At 40.7% G+C, this 23,343-nt stretch carries 9 protein-coding genes; 7 read left to right on the top strand and 2 right to left on the bottom strand.

The features are described from left to right. Positions 1–10: 10 nt before the first annotated feature. Positions 11–4,042, bottom strand: a complete 4,032-nt coding sequence (locus QZ135_RS05885) for a two-component regulator propeller domain-containing protein (RefSeq protein WP_294606731.1) — start codon at positions 4,040–4,042, stop codon at positions 11–13. Between the two features lie 607 nt (positions 4,043–4,649). On the opposite strand from QZ135_RS05885, the gene QZ135_RS05880 reads away from it, so the two are divergent. From QZ135_RS05880 to QZ135_RS05850, 7 genes are all read left to right on the top strand, one after another. Continuing rightward, entirely contained in the window at positions 4,650–7,973 is a 3,324-nt protein-coding gene (locus tag QZ135_RS05880) for a TonB-dependent receptor (RefSeq protein WP_294606729.1), read from the top strand. Positions 7,974–7,985: 12 nt separating this feature from the next. Continuing rightward, positions 7,986–10,010, top strand: a complete 2,025-nt coding sequence (locus QZ135_RS05875; RefSeq protein WP_294606727.1) for a RagB/SusD family nutrient uptake outer membrane protein — start codon at positions 7,986–7,988, stop codon at positions 10,008–10,010. 144 nt (positions 10,011–10,154) lie between these two features. Further along, positions 10,155–12,191: a six-hairpin glycosidase gene (locus QZ135_RS05870; RefSeq protein ID WP_294606790.1), complete on the top strand. Its 2,037-nt coding sequence runs from the start codon at positions 10,155–10,157 to the stop codon at positions 12,189–12,191. 11 nt (positions 12,192–12,202) lie between these two features. Beyond that, a complete protein-coding gene (locus QZ135_RS05865) occupies positions 12,203–13,594 on the top strand; it encodes a glycoside hydrolase family 28 protein (protein WP_294606725.1) in 1,392 nt (463 codons plus the stop codon). Between the two features lie 25 nt (positions 13,595–13,619). Then, positions 13,620–14,990, top strand: coding sequence for a family 43 glycosylhydrolase (locus QZ135_RS05860; RefSeq protein ID WP_294606723.1), 1,371 nt, complete (start codon positions 13,620–13,622; stop codon positions 14,988–14,990). Positions 14,991–15,082: 92 nt separating this feature from the next. Further along, positions 15,083–16,780, top strand: coding sequence for a polysaccharide deacetylase family protein (locus tag QZ135_RS05855; RefSeq protein ID WP_294606788.1), 1,698 nt, complete (start codon positions 15,083–15,085; stop codon positions 16,778–16,780). A gap of 33 nt (positions 16,781–16,813) precedes the next feature. Next, a complete protein-coding gene (locus QZ135_RS05850; RefSeq protein ID WP_294606721.1) occupies positions 16,814–19,138 on the top strand; it encodes a glycosyl hydrolase 115 family protein in 2,325 nt (774 codons plus the stop codon). Between the two features lie 70 nt (positions 19,139–19,208). On the opposite strand, the gene QZ135_RS05845 is transcribed toward QZ135_RS05850, so the two are convergent. Beyond that, positions 19,209–23,240, bottom strand: a complete 4,032-nt coding sequence (locus tag QZ135_RS05845; RefSeq protein ID WP_294606719.1) for a hybrid sensor histidine kinase/response regulator transcription factor — start codon at positions 23,238–23,240, stop codon at positions 19,209–19,211. Between the last annotated feature and the right edge of the window lie 103 nt (positions 23,241–23,343).

The raw sequence follows: 23,343 nt of genomic DNA, 5'->3' as shown, positions 1-23,343 counted from the left end.
AGATTGCATTTTATTTTTTCTGTTTTATGTACTCTGACGGTGCCATCCCATATTCCTCCTTGAAGCAATTCCGGAAATATCCCAAGTCATTGAAGCCGCTTGCATAAGCCGCTTCCGAAACATTGAGTCCTTTTTCCATCAATAAGCGCAAGCTGTTTTTCAGTCTAATCTTCCGGATGAATTCATTGCCGGATATGCCTGTTAGCCCCTTTATCTTTCGGTAAAGGGTGGAGTGACTCATGTTCATCTTGCCTATCATGAAAGGCATGTCCAATTGGGGTGTGTCGATATTTTCTTCTACTATTGCAGTAAACCTGTTCAGGAATTCTTCGTCCAACCGGCTTAGTTGCATTGTTTCCTGAACTTGTTCCGGTTTCAATTCTTTGGTGCGGTTGGTTATCAGCAGGGCTAACTTCTTTCGTGATTCCAACAAATTGTGAACACGGCTGTGCAGCAACTTGGCGCTGAATGGTTTCGTAAGATATGAGTCGGCACCGCTTTCGTAGCCCTCTTCCTTATCCTGAATGGAGTCTTTGGCCGTCAATAGAATGACGGGGATATGGCTGGTGCGAACATCTTCTTTTATCAGTTTACATAATTCAATACCATCCATTACAGGCATCATAATGTCGCTGATAATGATGTCAGGGATATATTTCAGTGCTTGTTCTACTCCTTCTTTTCCGTTAGTTGCAGTCAGAATGTGGTAGTTGTTGCTGAAAGAAGTAGCGATGTATTCGCGAATATCATCATTATCTTCTACAACCAGTATTACCGGACAAGTATCATTGTCTTCCTCTTTTAAGCTTTCCGTTTTTTCTGGAATACTTTCCGTTTTTTCTTCTTTATGCAAGGCATCGGGATAAGTATTTTCGGTGAGAATCCGGAAAGTGAAAGTCGTTCCTTTACCCGTTCCACTTTCTACATGCAGACTGCCTTCGTGTAGGTCGGCCAGTGATTTGACTAATGCAAGGCCGATGCCTGTGCCTGACGCCTGATGTTTTCCTTTCGCCTGATAATAACGGTCGAAGATATGCGGCAGTGCGTCAGCATCTATTCCGTATCCGGTATCGCTGACCACTATTTCTGTATATTGTTTGCCTTCCTGATTTATCGGATGCATAATCAGGTTGATTTCTCCTTCCGGGGTGTATTTTATGGCATTTGATAACAAATTATCCAGTATGGTAGAGATGATATCAGTATCAAAATAAAGTTTAGTCTTTGAGGGCTGAACACGGATGTGGAATTTTACTTTATCATTCCGGTTCAATTCTTTGTAACGCAACCCTATTTCTGTAATCAGACTACTTAAATCTCCTTTGGTTACTGTTAGTTTTCGGTTTTGTGTTTCCGTCTTGCGGAATTCCAGTATTTGGTTGATAAGGTTCAATAACCGGATAGCACTGCTGTGAATCATCTTGATTTTATTACTATAAAAAGCAGGTACGTTAGAATCATTGACTAAATCTTCCAGTGGACCGAGTATCAACGTTAATGGTGTGCGCAGTTCGTGTGTGATGTTGGTGTAGAAGCGCAGACGTTCGTTGTTAAGTTCCTGTTCGTTTTGGCTTTTCTTTTTTTCCAGTTCAAGGGAGTTTTCCAGCATGAGTTTACGTTTGTAAAAACGGAACCAGATATACACACACAATAATACCAGCAGAATATACAAGACTTTCGCATACCACGTCAGCCATAGAGGTGGATAGATGTGTACTTGTAATGTGGCTATATGACTATCGTCCCACTCCTGATTTCTTAACCTTGCTTTTACTTTGAATGTATATTCTCCCGGGGAAATATTGCGGAAAGTAATCATGTTTTCTCCTAAAGTATTGGTCCATGTATTTTCCAGTCCGTCAATCATATATGCATATTCCACCTGTCCGCTTTGCGAATAGTCCGGTACGGTGAATGAGATGCGGAAAGAATTCCGGTTATAGGGCAGGTTGATGCTTCCTTCAGAGGTCGGAATGATAGTTCCTTCATTACGACTTTCTATCTGGTTGTTCAGACTTTTGCATTCGATAATCTGTACAGGAGCCACTTGGCGTTCTGCGATCAGATTTTCCGGATTGAAATAGCAGACACCGTTTAGCGAGCCGAAATAGAGTGTGCCATCTTCTGCCCGGCAGGCCGAACCTTCAATAAAGTTTCCCATAGGTATGCCGTCACGATAGTCATAACTGTCGAATTTCTTCTTTTGCTTGTTCCAAAAGGATATTCCATCGTTGGTACTGAGCCAGATATTTCCGGATGCATCTTCCTGAATGGCACGTACGAAGGTGTCTTCAAGTCCTTGCTCATAACCGTATGCTTCAAACTCTTCCGGACGGGCTGTATCTTTAATGTATCCTATTCCGTTGCGTGTGGCAGCCCATACGCCCCCCTGAGAATCCATGTAAAGGCTATTGATGGCATTAGAGCAGAAGCGAGTGCCTTTATTCAGTTTGGCTACCAGCTTGTTTTCTTTGTCAAGGACAGCTATTCCTCCGCCATAAGTACCTATCCACAACTTACCTTGCTTGTCGCGGAGAATGCCATATACTGATCGGTCTGGCAATAACCGGTTGATTTCGTCTTCTTTGCGGAGAGTATCGTTGCTGTAGCTGTATATTCCATATTCGGCACCTATCCATATTTTTTCATCATTTTCTTTGAAAAAGGTGATGATATCTACATCCGCCATATCCAATGGAATACGTTCGATACGTTCGTTACGGATATTGAATTTTAGAAGACCGTCGTCGTATATTCCGAGTAATAATGCGTCTTGCTGGGTACTGATGATGGAAAATACTTGTCCGTATGGTCTTGAAAGTTGTTTGGTTATATCTATACTTTTCAGGAGTTTATTGTCTTTGAATAATGTTATTTCATTCTCACCGCCCAGCCAGATTTGATTGTTCTCATCCTTGCAGATTCCCCATACAGGCTTGTGCTTGGTGATATTCCCTTTTTCGGTCATATAGGGCAATATGTGGAATTCCGGTTGGCTGTGGCTGATAAAATCTACACCGCTACTGTAATTACCTATCCAGATATTTCCGAAAGAATCCTGTAACAAGGTGCGTATATTTCCTGATGTAACCCCGTGCTTGCTATTGTCGGCGGTGATATTATAGAACTGCACCTTTTCAGGACTCTTAAAAGTTATACTGTGTAAATCGAGTATACTGATTCCGCCGATATCACTGGCAATCCATAGCGTGCCGTCATTCATTTCTTTGATATCGTAAATATGGTCGGCAATCAGAGAATGAGGGTTATCGGATTCATGCCTGAATACGGTAAACTCTTCTGTTTTCGGGTTAAATAAACCCAATCCCCTGTTGGTTCCTACCCAAATGTTTTGCAAATGATCTTTATAAATGGAATAAATACTGTTTCCGGGCAAACTTTGCGGATTATTGTTTGTATGACTGAGTTTACGTACTGTTTTGTTTTTCAGGTTTATAATACTCATTCCGCTTTGAGCGTGTCCGATATAAAGATGCCCTTCTCCATCGTCGAAACAACACCAGTTGGATTTATTCAGGTTCTCTATACCCATATCAGTGAGCGATGTGAATGTGCGGCTATGTTTATCGTAATGAACAATGTTCCCGTAATGTGGAGTCAGCCAGATTCCCCCATCGGAGGCATGAGACAAGTGCACAATATTATCCGCCCTTACCTCATCTCTGGATGTGTAAGAGTAGAATTGATAAGTGGAACAGTCCAATGCGCTTATACCGTCGAATTTTCCACCTATCCATATTATGTTTTCTACTTCGTCATATAACAGTACGTTTAATGCATCATTGATTAATTGTGAGTTATTACTTTTATAGGTGGTGAAGTTGCATCCGTCAAACCGGTTCAGTCCAAGTTCTGTTGCCACCCAGATGCAACCTTGTTTATCTTGTGCAATGTCGCGGACATAATTGTTCGACAATCCGTCTTCTACGCCCAGATGTCGCAAGGTATAAGGTTGTGCCATGCCATCGATACAGAATAGCAGCCGGCACAGTAAGAATAGAAGAAGTTTGTAGCTTCGCATGATTGTTCCTGTTTTAGGGTTGTCTTTGCAACAAATATACGATAAATCTGTATTTGATGTACTTGTTGCTTTGGTTTTGCCCGATTTGCCTTTGTGATTTGACGAATTTGCCTTGCCTTTGTATTGCTGTAATAAGCACTCTTGTCCTTTTTCTCATCTCGTTGGCTTGTTGTGCAGAAATAGATTAAAGTAGGCTGATACTTTTAGTTAGTTTGTTGATAATCAATGAATCACATTTACATTCTATTTACGCCATAATGTAAAAGCATTTACCGCCGTATGTAACGACCTTTACCCCTTATTGTAACGGTCTTTACCTCGGTATGTAACGACCTTTACCTTGGCATGTAAATGGAGTTACCGTGTGGGGTGAACCAAGTTATCATTTGGAGTAATGTAAGATAAATCATATCGGTTCAGTAAAGCTCCCCGGAGAGATTGGTCAAAGAGTGGGAGAAAACAGTCATGACGAATTTGTCCTTTCTCGAAAGTGAATTTATCCCCTATGCTTTCTTTATTACTTCGATATCTTTGCATATCCCATAACGGGACCAGTTTTTGAGATTCTATTAACCTTATTATTATTATCTAATTTAAAAGGAAAACAATGAAATCAGATTCTTTTAGAAACAATCGGAAGGCGCTTGCGGCCTTATTGCTTTGCACTGGTTTCATTGCCGGACAACCCCTCACGGTGAGGGCTACGGGCAATGAACAAAGTGTGCAAACGGTTCAACAACAAATCAAAGTTTCCGGAACTGTAAGTGACGCGATGGGGCCGGTTATCGGTGCCAGTGTTGTAGAAAAAGGGAATACGTCCAATGGTACCATTACTGATGTTAACGGTAACTTTTCTCTTTCAGTACCTTCCGGTGCAACGCTTCTCATTTCCTATATAGGATATAAAGCGCAGGAAGTACAGGCAGTGGCAGGCAGAGTTATTGATGTGACTTTGAAAGAAGATACTGAAATGCTTGATGAAGTTGTGGTGGTAGGTTTTGGTACTCAGAAGAAGGTGAACCTAACCGGTTCGGTGGGTATTGCTACAGCAAAAGAGTTGGAATCCCGTCCGGTATCGTCGGCAACACAGGCTTTGCAAGGCTTGGTTCCGGGGCTGAAAATTACGGCAAATTCCGGAGCCTTGGATCAGAATATGAGTATTTCTGTACGCGGTACGGGAACCATCGGTTCTTCAAGTGGTTCTCCATTGATATTGATTGATGGTATGGAGGGTGATATCAATACGGTGAATCCTCAGGATATTGAGAATATCTCAGTACTGAAAGATGCGGCGGCTTCTTCTATTTACGGTTCGCGTGCACCGTTCGGTGTAATTCTCGTTACGACGAAGAAGGGTAAAGCAGGCAAGGCTACCATCAATTATAATAATAGTTTTCGTATAGCTAGTCCCATAGGTTTGCCGGAGTCTATGGACTCATATACTTTTGCCGTATTTATGAATGAATCTCTCAGGAACAGTGGCAAAGCAGCCAGGTTTTCAGACGAGACCATGCAGAAGATGCTCGATTATCAGTCTGGTAAACTGACTGGCGGTATGGACCCCAGTCCCAGCAATCCGGATGCTTGGGATGATGTGTGGCAGTATGCTTATGGCAATACGGATATTTATGATGAGCTTTATAAAAGCACGGTGTTCTCCCAAGAACATAATGTGAGTGTATCGGGTGGTAGTGAGAAGATGACTTATTATGGTTCTTTCAATTATCTGGATCAGGGTGGTTTATTGAATATCGGTGAGGACGGCATGAAACGCTATAATATCACAGGTAAATTCACCAGCGAACTGACTGATTGGTTGAAGTTTAACTTCACAACCCGTTTTACACGCAATGATGTATGGCGTCCGCGTAAGTTCAATGATACCTTTTACCGGATGTTCGGTCGGCAGAACTGGCCTAATATTCCGATGTACGATCCCAATGGTAATATTTTTGGCTATAATGCCGTAGAATTGGAGCAGGGCGGACAACGTGATGTACAAACTGATCGCCATTATTATCAGGCAGCCCTTATCTTTGAACCTGTAAAGAATTGGATTACCAATGTAGAATTCAATTATAGTATTATGAACCAGAAGGTGAAAGAAACTACATTGCCTTCATATCAGTTAGGACCCACTGGAACAGAACTTTATCGCGAAAAGGATTCGGGGTTGTACCAGGAAGATAAAAAGGAAAACTATCTGAATTTGAATATTTATAGTGAATATGCACATACGTTCGATGAGGCGCATAATCTAAAGATTATGGCCGGATTTCAGGCGGAAGAGATGGATCAAAGTGACTTGAATGTTTTCAAGAATGGATTGATAATGTCAGATATGCCGGAATTTGATTTAACGAACGGACAGTTGAATAGCGGTTTAGCTAAAGATGCTACAGTGCATGGATATAGTAACAGATGGGCAACCGCCGGTTTTTTCGGACGTTTAAACTATGATTATGAAGGTCGTTACCTGGTGGAAGCCAATATCCGTTATGATGGTACTTCCCGTTTTCGTCGTGGTAATCGTTGGCAATGGTCTCCATCTTTTTCTTTGGGTTGGAACATCGCACAGGAGAAGTTCTGGCAACCGATGCAGGATGTTGCCAATTTGTTGAAATTACGTTTCTCATATGGACAGTTGGGCAATCAGAATACGAATACATGGTATCCTACTTACCGTACCATGACGTTAGGTGTACTGGATGGAGGCTGGTTGCAAAATGGAACCAAACCTAACACTGCAAAGGTGGGTGATTTGATTAGTACAGTCCTGACTTGGGAAAAAGTGCGTACTTGGGATATCGGATTAGACTATGGCTTCTTCAATAATCGGTTGACAGGTTCATTCGACTATTTTATCCGTTATACAAAAGATATGGTAGGAGATGCTCCGGAATTGCCTCTGACTTTGGGTGTCAATCCACCTCAAACCAACAATTGTGATTTGAAAACAAAAGGATGGGAAGTTTCATTGGCGTGGAGAGATCGCTTGAAGAATGGATTTAATTATGGCATCAGTGTGTCATTGTCTGACCAGCAGACTTATATAGATAGTTATCCGAGTAATAAGACCAATTCTTTGACTACTTATGATTCTCAGAAACAAATTAATAAGTCGGCCTATATAACAGGGCGGAAGTTGAATGAAATCTGGGGTTTCGAAACAGTCGGCATAGCTAAGACGCAGGAGGAAATGGATGCTCATCTTGCATCATTACCTAAAGGTGGACAAAGTGCAATCGGTTCGCAATGGGGAGCTGGTGACATTATGTATAGAGACTTGAATGGTGATGGGAAAATATCTACAGGCTCCAATACTTTGGACGATCATGGCGACTTGAAATTACTTGGTGATGCTAATCCTCACTATTTCTTTGGTATTGACCTCACAGCCAGTTGGAAAGGTTTTGATTTTCGTTGTTTCTTGCAAGGTGTGTTGAAACATGATTTTTGGCCGGGGGGTGATGCTACTACCAAAAATGATGAAGCTGGCGGTTATTTCTGGGGAGTCAAAGGAAGCCAGAACGAATGGCATACACGTGGCTTTGTACAGCATAATGATTATTTTCGTGCGGAAGCCATAGGACTAGAAGGAAATGAACTTTCTGCCAATGTTAATTCATATTTTCCCCGTCCTCTTCTTAACTATGCGGATGGAGCTAAAAATCAACGTATACAGAGTCGCTACATGCAGAATGCAGCTTACATGCGCTTGAAGAATTTGCAATTAGGTTATACCTTACCTACAACTTGGACCCAGAAAGCCGGTATTTCAAAATGCCGCCTATATGTATCGGGTGAGAATTTATTGACTTTTACATCTTTGTTTGATGTATTTGATCCCGAAACATGTGTCGGAGGTATTGGTGGTAATGTTTATCCGCTTTCAAGTACATGGTCATTCGGTTTGAGTTTAACTTTTTAATAGATTAATAAAATGAAAACATTATATAGAATAGTATTAGCTACAACATTCATTTTCGGTCTTACATCTTGTGAAGATTTTCTAGATAGTGAACCAAAAGCTTCTGTAAATCCTGAAAGATATTTTACGGAAGTCTCTCAATTGCAGGCTTATGCGGATGAGAGCTATCCGCGTATTCTTCCCGGTAGCAATTACGGATATTATGGTACTGATGACCAATATACTGATAATCAGATACCCGAAACCGCTCCTGATCGTTTCTTTGAAGGACAATGGAAGGTGCCCTATTCGGGAGGAAACTGGTCGTTTGAAACTATATATAGATTGAATTTTTTCTTTTCAGAAGTGTTGCCTCGGTTTGGAGATGATTTGAGTGGTTCACAGAATACGATATCCGGTGATTTAGCCAGTATCAGACATTATATAGGTGAAATGTATACCTTGCGTGCACTTGAATACTTTAAACGCTATCAGTATTTTGGTGATTTTCCTATTATTACCGAACCTTTGCCGGATGATGAGGTTGTGCTGAGTGAAGCCAGCAAGCGTATGCCTCGTAATGAAGTTGCTCGTTTTATCTTGTCTGATTTGGATAAGGCGGCTACATTGATGGAAGGGAAAAACATGACAACTACCCGCATTAATCGTGACCTGGCTTTATTGCTAAAATCACGTGTTGCTCTTTATGAAGGTACTTGGCTAAAATATTTTAAGGGTACTGCATTTGTTCCCAATGGTGAAGGATGGCCTGGCAAGTTGAAAGATTATAATGCCAATTACCAGTATCCGGGCGGAAGCATTGACAGTGAAATTAATTATTTTCTTGATGAGGCTATTTCAGCTTCAAAGGAAGTGGCTGAAAAATATAAGAACTCGTTGACTGCGAATACAGGTGTATTACAACAGAACTCTGGAGACCCCGCTAATCCATTTTATGATATGTATGCAACAGATGATCTCTCGTCCTATCCTGAAGTTCTGCTTTGGAAACAGTATACGTATGGTGTGTCTACGCACGGAGTATGTGTCGGTGCCAATCAGGGCAACTGGGCTTTGGGGGTAACTCGTGCTTGTGTACAAAATTTCCTGATGGCGGATGGTACTCCTGTTTATAAGAATGGCTCTTATTCGGATGGTAACGGAAATTATATAGGAGATAAAACAATTGCAGATGTCCGTACCAACAGGGATTCACGCCTATCTGTCTTTTTGAAAGAACCCGGACAAAAGAATATTCTTATAGATGGAACAAGCCCGCTCAGTACTTTTTATCGTACGCAGCCTTATCCGGGTATTACAGACGGTGCCAATCAGACGCGCGCCACCACTGGTTATCTTTTGAGAAAAGGTGGTTCTTTTGATGTGAAACACTATCAGGATGTGTGGGCCGGCTTTGTTGGAGTAGTACTTTATCGTTCGGTAGAAGCATTGCTGAACTATATGGAAGCCAGTTATGAGAAGAATGGGACGTTGGATGGAACTGCACGCGAATATTGGCAGATTATCCGTCGCCGTGCCCATGTAAATGAAGATATTGATGTTACAATTGCTGCCACTGATATGGCGAAGGAAGCGGAAAATGATTGGGGGGCTTATTCTGCTGGAAAGATTTTGACGGATAAGACATTATATAATATTCGTCGCGAACGTCGTTCGGAATTTCTCTCTGAAGGTTTGCGTTATATGGATATATGTCGTTGGAGAGCCATGGATCAGATGATTTCAACTCCCTATATTCCTGAAGGAATGCATCTTTGGAATACACCGATGGAACAATGGTATCAAGGGTTGGTAGCAGATGGTTCGGCAAATGCAACCGTATCGCAGAAATCGGATAGTGAATATCTTCGTCCTTATCGCAGAACCAGCACTCAGAAGTGTTATGAGGGTTACAAGTGGAAGATGGCTCATTATCTGGAACCAATCATGGCAAAGCAATTTCTCATTACATCTTCCGATGGGGTGACAGTTGAGAGTTCTCCTATTTATCAGAATCCTTATTGGCCTGTGAGTGCAGATATGGCTGCTGAACAATAAAATTCATAGGTAATTGAGAGGGGCATTTACTGTTAGAGCAAATGACCTTTCATTTAAACTACAATTCATTTTTAATTTGAATCAAGAATCGTTAATATGAGAAATGGGTTATTAAAGAAACTTGGAGCTGCTTTTAGTCTGTTGATGGTAGCCGGTCTTTTATCTGCCGGAAATAGTCCTATTAAGTTGAAAGTCAATTCGTCGACCGGAGCTCTTAGTGAATTGAAGATACAGCGAGACGCGCGTGGTATGAACTGGCTGGTGAGAGTTGACGGCACTCAATATGCTTGGGTGAAAGAAAATTATGGCTGGGGTCTGGGATATTTCACTGTAACTAAAGGACGGGAAAGTATTAAGAAAGAGTGGAAGAATCCGGCTGAAATCAGTGCGGACGGTATGGAAGTAATGTACCGTGAGAGTGATATCCGCATTCAGATTAAGCGAAGGTTGGAAGAGGATGATTTAGTGGAAAGGTATACTTTCACTAATATAGGTGAAGAAGCTGTATCCCTTTATGATATGGGTATTTATACTCCTTTCAATGACAATTATCCCAGTGCACAGGAATGTATGAACTCCCGTGCCAATGTTCAGATATGGGAAGGTGAAAATGCCGCTTATGTCAATGCCATTCGTATGGGAGCTTATGCACCTCATTTAGGATTGATAGTGACGGAAGGTGCTGTAAAGAGCTATGAAATATGGGAACGTGGACGTAAGAAAGCAAACTCACATACCAGAGGGATCTTTGCATTAAATATGCCCGATATGCAACTAAAACCTGGAGAAAGCTATTCTTTGGAATGGCATATCTTTGCCCATGGGGGTAATGATGATTTTTGCAATAAACTTCTAGAACGGGGGAGTGTACTTGTATCATGTGATAAATATGTGTATCAAAAAGGAGAGGTTGCCCATGTAGAACTTCGTAGCTTGAAATCGTTGAAGACATGCAGAGCTATGATAAACGGGGTACCGGTGGAAGTAAAGCGAAAAGGAAATATCTATATAATAGAAACACCTATAGAACAAGCTGGCGAAGTCCGTTTTGATTTCTATTACAATGGAAATAGACAAACGCACGCTGACTGTCTGGTAATTAACTCTGTGGATGAACTGATACAAAAGCGGGTTAACTTTATACGCACGAATCAACAATTGAATAATCCTGCTGACTTACGTGACGGTGCTTACATGGTTTACGATAATGAAGGGGACAGCATTTATCTGAATGATACACCGAACTGTAATCCTGTAGATCGTGATGAAGGTGCGGAGCGCTTGGGGATGGGAGTATTGCTGGCTAAACAATATTTGCTGACTAAAGATTCTACATTAAAAGAGTCGCTTTTAAGATATGCTAGGTTTGTACGTAGTAAGTTACAGACGGATGATTATGTCACTTATTCCAGTGTGGATCAGAAGCAACGGAACCGAGGATATAATTATATGTGGGTAGCTGAATTTTATTTCCAGATGTATAAGGTGACGGGGGACAGGCAGTTCGTAACGGATGGCTATAAAACACTTAAGTCTATGTTCCGTCAGTTTGGTCATGGTTTTTATGCGATAGGGATCCCTGTCAGGTTGGGATTGCAGAGTCTGAAGGTGGCTGGAATGGAAAAAGAATATAAAGACTTGATGAAAAACTTCATCAGGACAGGAGATATATTTGTAGAGAATGGTCTGAATTATCCGGCACATGAAGTGAATTATGAACAGAGTATTGTAGCTCCGGCTATACAGTTTTTGGCACAGCTTTATCTAGAAACGGGTATTCAGAAATACTTGGATGAGGTGAAACGGCAGATACCCGTATTGGAAGCTTTCAATGGGTTTCAGCCCAGTTATCATTTGAATGAAGTCGCTATTCGCCATTGGGACGGGCATTGGTTTGGTAAACATGAAATGTTCGGTGACACTTTCCCGCACTATTGGAGTACAGTGACCGGAGCTGTATACTACTATTATGCATTATGTACGGGTGATACATCTTATCAAGTGCATGCAGAGAATGTGGTGAGAAATAATCTTTGTCTTTTCTTTGAGGATGGAAGAGCTTCATGTGCTTATATGTATCCATACAAGATTGATGGAGTAAAAGCACAATTTTATGATCCTTATGCTAACGATCAGGATTGGGCATTAGTGTATTACCTATTGGTGAATAAAGGACTATAGAAATGAATACTATGAGAAAAGAAGTATTTATAAGAATCTTAGCAGTATGGGGCTTGGCTGTGCCGGCTTTGCTTCCTGCCTTTGGACAGTATGCAACAGTAAACATAGATGCTCCTTTCCCGATGGAGCCGATAAAAGAATTTATCTTTCCGGAGAAAGATTTTTCTATTGTGCAATACGGTGCTGTAAAGGGAGGAAAAGTCTGCAACACAGATGCAATAGCCAAGACAATAGATGCTTGTAATAGAGCAGGAGGTGGCAGAGTAGTGGTGTCTGAAGGAGAATGGCTTACAGGGCCGATACATTTGAAAAGTAACGTAAATCTTTATCTGGCAGAGAATGCAGTGTTACGCTTTACTGATACCCCATCTGATTATTTACCATCTGTAATGACTTCATGGGAAGGCATAGAGTGTTATAACTATTCTCCATTAATTTATGCTTTTGAATGTGAGAATATAGCTATAACGGGCAAAGGAATGCTGAAGCCTAAAATGGATACTTGGAAAGTCTGGTTTGCCCGTCCCGAGGCTCACATGAATGCATTGAAAGAACTTTATACAATGGCATCTACAGATGTTCCTGTAGAAAAACGGGAGATGGCTGTAGGCGAGAACCATTTACGTCCTCATCTGATACAATTCAACCGTTGCAGGAATATCTTGCTTGATGGATTCAAAATCAGGGAAAGCCCATTCTGGACTGTGCATATGTATATGTGTGATGGTGGCATTGTTCGTAATTTGGATGTAAAAGCCCATGGACACAATAATGATGGGATTGACCTTGAGATGACCCGTAACTTTTTGGTGGAAGATTGTACTTTCGATCAAGGAGATGATGCGGTGGTAATCAAGGCGGGACGTAACCGTGATGCATGGCGTCTGAATACACCAACGGAGAATATTGTAATCCGTAATTGCGACATTGTAGAAGGGCATACTTTATTGGGCATTGGCAGTGAAATTTCAGGGGGTATCCGTAATGTGTATATGCATGATTGCAAAGTGCCACAATCCGTCAGAAGGCTCTTTTTTGTCAAGACCAATCATCGGCGTGGAGCATTTGTGGAGAATATCCACATGGAGAACATCAAAGCTGGGCATGTACAACGGGTACTTGAAATAGATACAGATGTGCTTTATCAATGGAAAGATCTTGTTCCTACGTATGAGGAACGCATTACGCGTATTGATAGCATTTATATGAAAAATGTGACATGTACTTCGGCTGATGCCATTTACGAACTGAAAGGAGATGCCAAACTTCCTGCCAGGAATATAGTGATTGAAGATGTATATGTGGGTGAGGTAAAAGATTTTGTTAAGAAGGTAAATTACACGGAAAATGTGGTAGAAAAGAATGTTTCCTATTCCGTATTGAACCGTACAGGTGATAAATAAATTTGTTTTCTAATAGATAATAGATATGATTAAATTGCTTTTATTAGTAGCTTTTTTTTGTGTAGGGTGTGCAGGAATCTCGAATGAGGGTTTCGGAAAGATTGTTTATAATGGAGTCCCTTGGTTTGACAATCAAGGAAATATAGTAAATGCACACGGTGCCTGCATAGTAGAGGATAACGGTAGATATTATCTTTTCGGTGAATATAAATCGGATAAAAGTAATGCTTTTCCGGGCTTTAGCTGCTATTCTTCAGATGACTTGGTGAACTGGAAATTTGAAAGGGTAGTGCTGCCGGTACAACCTGAGGGTATTTTGGGGCCCGACCGGGTAGGTGAACGGGTAAAGGTGATGAAATGTCCCTCTACAGGAGAATACGTCATGTATATGCATACGGATGATATGGGGTATAAGGATCCTTACATCGGCTATGCTACATGCAGCACAATAAATGGAGAGTATAAATTGCAAGGTCCTTTACTTCATGATGGAAAACCTGTTAAACGTTGGGATATGGGAACCTTTCAGGATACGGACGGTAAAGGTTACTTGCTTATCCATCACGGGCCTATTTATCGGCTGAGTGATGATTATCGTTCCATAGAGGCGGAGGTAGCTTATGTGAAAGGCTCAGGAGAATCGCCTGCCATGTTTAAGAAAAATGGTATATATTATATGCTCTACTCCAATCTGACCAGTTGGGAGAAGAATGATAATTTCTATTTTACGGCATCGAAAATTGAAGGTCCTTGGACAAAACAAGGGTTGTTTTGTCCGGAAGGAAAGTTAACTTATAATTCACAAAGTACATTTGTTTTTCCGTTGAAACGGGGCAATGACACAATTCCGATGTTTATGGGTGATCGCTGGTCATATCCTCATCAGGCTTCGGCGGCAACTTATGTATGGATGCCTTTGCAGGTAGATGGAATAAAAATATCAATACCTGAATATTGGCAATGTTGGGACATAAACACTTTAAAGCCGATAGATGCCTTGCAAAAAGGGAAAGAGGTGCCTGTCAAAGAAATGGAATTCACACGAGACTGGAAAGAGGAAAATAGTCGCTTGGCTTCAAATACGAAAGGAAGTATTTTAGCCATTCCTTTTAAAGGGACACATATTGCGGTAGTGGGTGAATCAAATCCTCACAGCGGATATGCCAAAGTAAGTGTATTAAATGATAAGAAAGATACGGTTTATTCCTCATTGGTCGACTTTTATAGTAAGTACCCGGAAAAAGCAATTCGTATCATGACTCCAAAGATGTCAAAAGGAGATTATACAGTACTTATAGAAGTAACAGGCATTATGCCAATATGGACAGATAAAACGAAAACAATCTATGGAAGTGATAATAGTTTTGTGACGGTTGACGCCATTTATAGCTTTTGATATGTACGATAATACAAAGGATGGTACATTACTCCATGCATCCTTTTGCTATTCTTTCTTATCTTTGCTGAAATTTTTATAGAATGAGAAACATGAAAATCAAGCTACTGTCTGTACTTTGTGCATTGTTGGTTTTTTCGGCTTTTACAGCTGAAAAGAAAGATACCATTACCATCTTTATGATTGGTGATTCCACCATGGCCAACAAAAGCCTGAAGAATGGTAACCTTGAGCGTGGTTGGGGACAAATGCTTCCTAACTTCTTGACTGATGATGTTGTGGTTGAGAACCATGCCCGGAATGGAAGGAGTTCGCTTAGTTTTATCAATGAAGGACGTTGGGATACAGTTGTTGCAAGGCTGAAGAAAGGTGATTATGTATTTATCCAGTTTGGTCATAATGACGAAAAGCCATCGGAGAAACTCCACACTGATCCGGGAAGTACTTTTGATAATAACCTGCGCCGTTTTGTAACAGAGACACGTGAGAAAGGAGCTTATCCGGTGTTGTTTAATTCAATTGTGCGCAGGAATTTTCCACCGGAAGGGGCAACGGAAAATAAGGGTAGCTATGAAAAAGAAGGAAATATATTGGTAGATACACATGGAGAATATTTGATTTCTCCCCGCAGGGTAGCCGAAGAAATGGAAGTACCTTTTGTCGATTTGAACAAATTAACTCATGACTTGGTAGTTGGGATGGGAGTGGAAAAATCAAAGGAACTCTTTATGTGGGTGCCTGCGGGTAAGTATGACTTCTGTCCGAAAGGAAAGGTAGATAATACCCACCTGAATATATATGGTGGAAAAGTGGTGGCAGGGATTGCTATCGAAGCTGTAGCTAAAGTAGTGCCAGAATTGGTGCCATATGTTCGCCACTGCGATCCGGAAGTATATGTAGCCGATTATAAAGACAATAAGGAATGTGCTGTCAGCTATACTTTTGATGATGGTTTACAGGAACACTATACGCTTGTTTTCCCAGAAATGGAGAAGGTTGGATTCAAAGGAACTTTTTGGATATGTGGGAATATTATAGAGCATGACATTGCACAGCAAGGTAAGTCACGTATGACTTGGCCGCAGATGAAAGAAATGTCTGACAAAGGACATGAAATCTCCAATCATAGCTGGTCGCACGCGAATTTGAAGCATCTTAACTCAGATGGAGTGAAAATGGAAATAGAGAAGAATGATAGCATTATTGGAGCAATGATAGGTAAGAAACCTCTAACATTCTGTTATCCGTTCAATGCCTTTGATGAAGTGATATTGCGGAAAGCTTCTGAAGGTAGAGTGGCTACCCGTACAAGGCAATATGGGGTGGGTGGTGATAAATCGAAATCTACAGTTGAATCACTGGATAAATGGGTGAAGGAACTCATGATTGCCGGTGATTGGGGAGTGGCTATGATACATGGTATCTCTACCGGTTATGATGCTTTCACTTCCCCGAATATATTATGGGAACATTTTCGTAGAGTAAAGAATCAGGAAGACAAAATTTGGGTAGGTACTTTCCGTGAAGTAGCGGCTTATGTGAAAGAACGGAAGAATGTACAACTGGATATTGTGAAAAAGAAATCGCAGTGGGTGGTTACACCTCGTTTGTCGCTGGACAAAGAATTATTCGACGAACCTTTGACAATGGTGTTGGATAAGAAAGGAAGGGAAAAAGTGAAGGTGTCTCAAAATGGAAAGAGTCTGTTGCTAAAAGAGCGGGATGATAAGCTGGTCTTTGATTTCACTCCGTATGGGGGAGCTATAAAAATAAGCTTTCTAACCGAATGATAGAATGTATCTTTGAAAAATAACTTGGAATATATGAAAAAAGGGGTTATCAGTTTAATTTTGCTTTTTATTGCGCAGCTTGGCTGGGCACAGTTTAATTTACGTTTCGGACAATCGGTTACATTGGCCTGTGACAAAACAGAAGCACAAGTGGTGCAAACCGCCTTGAAATTGTTTGCGCGTGATTATCAATCGGTATTTTCGGCTCCCGCCATTACAGATACCCGGAAAGGGGATATCATAGTGGGAACTGTAGGAAAAACTTCATTGGTAGAGGCAACAGGTGTGGATATTTCTTGTCTGAAAGATAAAAGACAGGCTTTTCTGCTGACTGTTTTACCGGATGGAAAACTACTGGTAGCCGGAAGCGATGCACATGGTACAGCTTATGGTATTATGGAGCTTTCCCGCCTGATAGGAGTATCGCCGTGGGAATGGTGGGCGGATGTGGTGCCGGAAAAAAAGACATCTTTCACTTTACCCGCAGATTACCAAACGACACAGTCTCCTTCTGTAGAATACCGTGGCATCTTCATCAATGATGAAGATTGGGGATTGATGCCCTGGAGCAGTAAGAATTACGAGCCTGCCGATCAGCAACAAATCGGTCCTAAGACGAACCGTCGCATCTTTGAGTTATTGCTCCGCCTGCGAGCTAACACTTATTGGCCTGCCATGCACGAGTGTACCTTGCCCTTTTTCCTGACAAAAGGTAATCGGGAAGTAGCTGCCGAATTCGGTATTTTTATCGGTTCTTCCCATTGCGAACCAATGGTGTGCAATGCTGCCGGCGAATGGAGAAGAAGGGGAGAGGGCGATTATGACTATGTGAATAACAGTGCCTCCGTTTACAAGTTCTGGGAAGACCGTGTGAAAGAAGTGGCGGGACAAGAAAATATCTATACTTTGGGTATGCGTGGCGTGCACGACGGACAAATGCAAGGAGCTAAAACAGTTGAAGAACAGAAAGCTGTGTTGGAACGCGTGCTTAAAGACCAGCGTGGTTTGCTGGAGAAGTATGTCAATAAAGATGTCACCGCCATTCCGCAGGCTTTCATACCTTACAAGGAAGTACTCGACATTTATAATGCCGGCTTACAGGTGCCCGATGATGTAACGCTGATCTGGTGTGATGATAACTATGGCTATATCCGTCACTTCCCTACGCCGGAAGAACAAGCCCGCAAAGGTGGAAACGGCATCTATTATCACGTATCCTATTGGGGACGTCCGCACGATTATCTCTGGCTGGGTACTTTCAGCCCGTATCTGCTCTATCAGCAGATGAAACTGGCCTATGACCGTGGCATTCAGAAAATGTGGGTACTGAATGTAGGTGATATCAAACCTGCCGAATATCAGATTGAGCTATTCCTCGATATGGCATGGAATATAGAACAGGTGGCCGAAGAAGGTGTTACCACCCATTTGAAGAACTGGTTGGGCAGAGAGTTTGGTACGGAATACGCAAAGACTCTGCTTCCGGTTATGCAAGAGCATTACCGCTTGGCCTATATCCGCAAGCCCGAGTTCATGGGAAATACGCGTGAAGAAGAACGTGACCCTATTTATAAGAAAGTAAAAGACCTGCCTTGGAGTGAACATACCATTCGTGAACGCTTGAAAGATTATGCAGCTTTGTCTTCCGTAGTCGAAGAAGTTGAGGTCAAACTTCCTGCTTACCGGAAAGATGCCTATATGCAATTGGTAAAATATCCCGTACAAGCTGCCGACCAAATGAACCGGAAGCTCCTGAATGCGCAACTTGCCCGTCACGGAAAGACCGATTGGGAACAAAGTGATACAGCTTTCGATAGCATTGCTTCACTGACGCGTCGGTATAACGCTTTGCAAAACGGGAAATGGATTCACATGATGGATTTCCAACCCCGCAAACTTCCTGTCTTTAAACGTGTGGCACATGAAACTGCCGTTACGCCTATGCTAAATGAGAAAACTCCTGCCTATAAATGGAATGCTATGGATTGTACAGCCGGAAATCCTTTACAGTGCGAAGGTCTGGGATATGAGGGCAAAGCGGCAGGTATCGGCAAAAATACTTCTCTTACTTTTGCTTTTGATGATTGGAAGACCGATTCTGTGGAAGTTGAAATACGCCTGTTACCCAATCATCCAATGAACGAAAAGCAACTGCGTTTCACACTGTCAGTTGATAAATCGGCTCCGCAAACCGTTTCTTATGAAACCAAAGGGCGTAGTGAAGAATGGAAAGAAAATGTGTTGCGCAATCAAGCCATACGAAAAGTGAAACTGCCCGTCAGCAAACGAAAATCGCATAAGCTGGTGATTAAGGCATTGGACGAGGGTGTTGTTTTGGATCAGATCATGCTTTATTGATAATTCCAATTGTTACAAAATAGTTTAAGTAGAATCTCCCTTAAGAAATGGACTTAGGGGAGATTTTTGTTTACTTCAACTGCTTTATATACTCTGATGGGGACATTCCGTATTCTTCTTTGAAGCATTCTCTGAAATAAGATACGGAATTCAACCCAACCTGATGGGCTATTTCTGAAATATTATACTTTCCTGAGAGTAGTAGTTGCTCTGCTTTCCTAAGCCTCAGTTTACGGATAAATTCTCCTGTTGACATCCCAGTCAGGGCTTTTATTTTTCTATAAAGAGAAGAATAACTCATTGATAACTCCTGGGCTATTGTGGGCACATCTATTTTCTCATCCATCAAGTTTTCTTCTATGATTTTTGTTATTCTTTCAATGAATTCATTATCTATTTTGTTTAATGATTCTTTGATGATAGATTGCTTAAGATGGGTGCTTGAAGATATTAAAGAAGCTATTTTCTTTCTTCCTTCCAATAGATTGGCCACTCTGCTTTTAAGTAAAGATGCGCTGAAAGGTTTGGTGACGTAGGAATCGGCACCGGCATCATACCCTTCTGTTTTATCTTGTAATGTGTCTTTCGCTGTCAGTAGTATTACAGGAATATGGCTGGTTGCAATATTATTTTTAATTTCCTTGCATAACTCGATCCCATCCTTCACGGGCATCATGATATCACTGATAACTATATCGGGAATACTTGTGAAGGCAACCTGGCATCCTTGTTCTCCATTCTCTGCGACAATAACATCGTAAGCACCCATCAGTGCTTCAGCAATATAATCACGGATGTCGCCCTCGTCTTCTACTACTAAAACAATGGGTTTGCTTGATTTCTCTTCATCTATGGATTCTTTGAGATTAGTATTGATATGTATGGCATCGGGATAGGAATTATTGGTTATTAACCGGACACGGAAGGAAGAACCTACATTGGGTTCACTATCCACCAGGATAGTGCCCTCATGCAAATCTACCAGGTTTTTCACTAAAGCAAGTCCTATACCGAATCCGGGTATGTTTTTTCTTATATTAGTTTGATAATACCGTTCGAATATATGTGAGATATCCTCTTGGGGGATTCCGATTCCTGTGTCAGCTATCTCAATTTCGGTGTATTCTACATCATCAGCCATTACTGACCGTAAAGCAAGCGTGATATTTCCTTTATAGGTATATTTGAATGCGTTGGATAAAAGATTATCAACAATCATGGATATTACTTCCTGATCAAAATAGAGCTGTGTCTTGTCTGTATCAATAATAATATCAAATGTGATATCGGCATTTCTGTTCAGTTCTTTATATTTGAAACCGATTTCCTGAATCTTTTCGGCAATGTTTCCTTCAATTACACATAATTTCTTATTTTGAGTTTCTGTTTTACGGAACTCCAATATTTGAGTGACCAGATTTAGCAAGCGGATTGTGCTTTTATGAATAAGAGAAATCTTTTTCATGTGTTCTTTTTGTATTCTTGAATCGCATTGTAAATCCTCAAGTGGGCCGAGTATTAATGTTAATGGAGTTTTCAGTTCGTGAGTGATATTGGTATAAAATCTCAATCGTTCTTCATTTAATTCTTGCTGTTTCTGGGCTTTTTCTTTTTCGAGTGATAAAGAACTATGTAACTGCAAACGTTTTTTATAAGATTTGATAATGAAGAATACAATGGTGGCTATACTTACTATATATATCAATTTAGCCCACCAACTGAGCCAAAACGGAGGATTGATGCTGATGAACAGTGTTGAGTAGTTAGTTTGCCATTCCTGATTTTTATAACGCGCCTTAATATGCAATTTATAGTTACGATAAGGAATATTGCGAAATGTGACTTGATTATCTCCTCCTATATTAATCCAGTTTTCCTCCAATCCTTCCAGTTTATAGGCATATTCAACTTTACCTTGCAGGGATTTGTTCATGACGTTGAACGTTATGCTGAATATATTTTGATTATGGTTAAGCATGATTTTTCCGTTTGTCATAGGTATGGATGTGTCAATTGCATCTTCGTGAGGGTTTCTGCCATAGACTTTGAAATCGGTAAATATTACCGGAGGAAGAATTATATTTGAAGGTTTGTCTTTGGGATTAAAGTAGCACACGCCATTGATACTGCCGAAATAAATAGTTCCGTCTTGTGCCTTACCAACTGAGTTGTTCATATATGTACCAAATAGGGTACCGTCCTTATGGTCATAATTTAGGAATCTTTGCTCTGACTCGATGAAACAACTGATACCTGAATGGGTGCTCAGCCAGATATTACCTTCCGAATCTTCTTCAATGGAACATACCAAATTACAGGCTAATCCGTTTTGGGTATTAAACAATTGGTAAGTATCTGACTGCTCATTGGGGAATAAGACTAATCCTTCTGTTGTTGCAATCCAAATTCTGTTTTTAGAATCCCTGAATATCTGATTGATTATACAATTCTCGAATATAGTGTGCTCATTTATATGTTTCATGGTCTTACTCTCCGGATTATATATACTAATTCCTTTATTGAGAGTGCCGATCCATATATTCCCGTTTTTATCTTGTGAAACAGCTCTGATTTCATTAGTTAATAGTTGGCTGTTCTCTTTATTTAGAAAATCTTTTTTCTTAGTTATCAGGTTGTAAATTTCCAACCCGTTGCTGCTGCCAATCCATACATTTCTTTGGTTGTCTTCAAAGAGACAATAGATAACCGAACCGTTTCCCTGCGGAGTGTAATGGATGAATCTGTCTTCTTTGCTTATAAAAACATCGATCCCCATTTCATTATACATATTTCCAAACCATAAATCTCCGTTAGAATCTTTTAGAGAAGAATGATAAGCATTTGATGAAATATCTCCTGTATCATGGGAGTAAAACATACAATTCTTACCATCAATGTTGACATTGATACCTCCCCCGTCGGTTCCCATCCATATATTGCCATTGTCGGCAACACATATTGTTAATACTTCTTTGTCATTGAGCCCGTTAGTGACTCCCGGTATCTTATTAATTCTCCAACTATGAAAGAAGGATGAAGTGCTGCTGATAAAGCTGGCTCCTCCGCCGTTTGAACCTATCCAAACGTTTTTGAAGGAGTCTTCAAAGACACAATAAACGGTTGGATTTGATATTCCCCAATAAATATCTTGAATAAACATATGATTAACATTCTTTTTTCCGGATAAAATCAGGTCTGTGTCTTTGGAGTCGAAATAACAAAGATCAGAGACTGTACCTACCCATATTCGGTCATCACTGGTGCTATAGACATTATAGACAGCTCCTTGCATCGTATAGTGAATTCCACTGACATCTTTGAAATTGCGGAATGTTTCTCTGAAGGGATCAAAAAGCGATAGTCCGCAGTTGGTTGCAATCCAGATTTTAGAATTGGTATCAACAAATATAGAATGGATAGTATTATCCGGAAGTGAATTTTTGTTTTGAGGTGAATGAGTGAAATTCTTAAAACTGTTGTTATCCGGAGAGAAAATAGTGAATCCGTTATAGGTATGTCCGATGTATAAATCACCATTACTGCTTTCAGCCAGTGTCATGATATCATTTGAGGGAAAATCAGGAACTGTCGATGTATTATAATGTATGAACTGTGAATTGTCGGGATTATATAAATCTAATCCTTGATTCGTTGCAATCCATACATTCCCGTTGGAAGTGACCAGAATATCTTTAATTTCATTGGATATCAGTGTCTCCGGGCTATTTTTATCATGCAAAAAAGATGAGAATTGCTGTGTTGCACAATCAAATACGTTCACGCCCATCCATCTGTTGGCAATCCATACCTTATTATTAATAGTGTCTGTAGCAATTTTATTAATATCGTTGCTATTAAGCAATTCTTTATTGGGTTCTTTTAGATAGACAGTAAATTTGTCTCCGTCGAATCTATTAAGTCCATATTTGGTTGCAAACCATGTGAAGCCATATTTGTCTTGGGCAATATCTGTTACATAGTTACTGGATAGTCCATCTTTCATGACTAAATTAATAGTCGGAATCTGCTGGCAGAAACTTTCTATGGAGTAAACTACTAACGAGAGTAATAAGATTAACTTAAATGGGCCGTTCTGTTTCATCTTTCTACTGTTTTCATCTTCAAAATTACTACTTAATCTCAAACAAATACAAAAATCAGCATTAATCAGCATAATGATAGTCGCAATCCTTCCAAAAATCACC

This window comes from uncultured Bacteroides sp. (assembly GCF_905207245.1).
In the GTDB taxonomy this organism is placed as follows: Bacteria; Bacteroidota; Bacteroidia; order Bacteroidales; family Bacteroidaceae; genus Bacteroides.
This window is presented reverse-complemented; position numbering and strand designations above follow the sequence as displayed.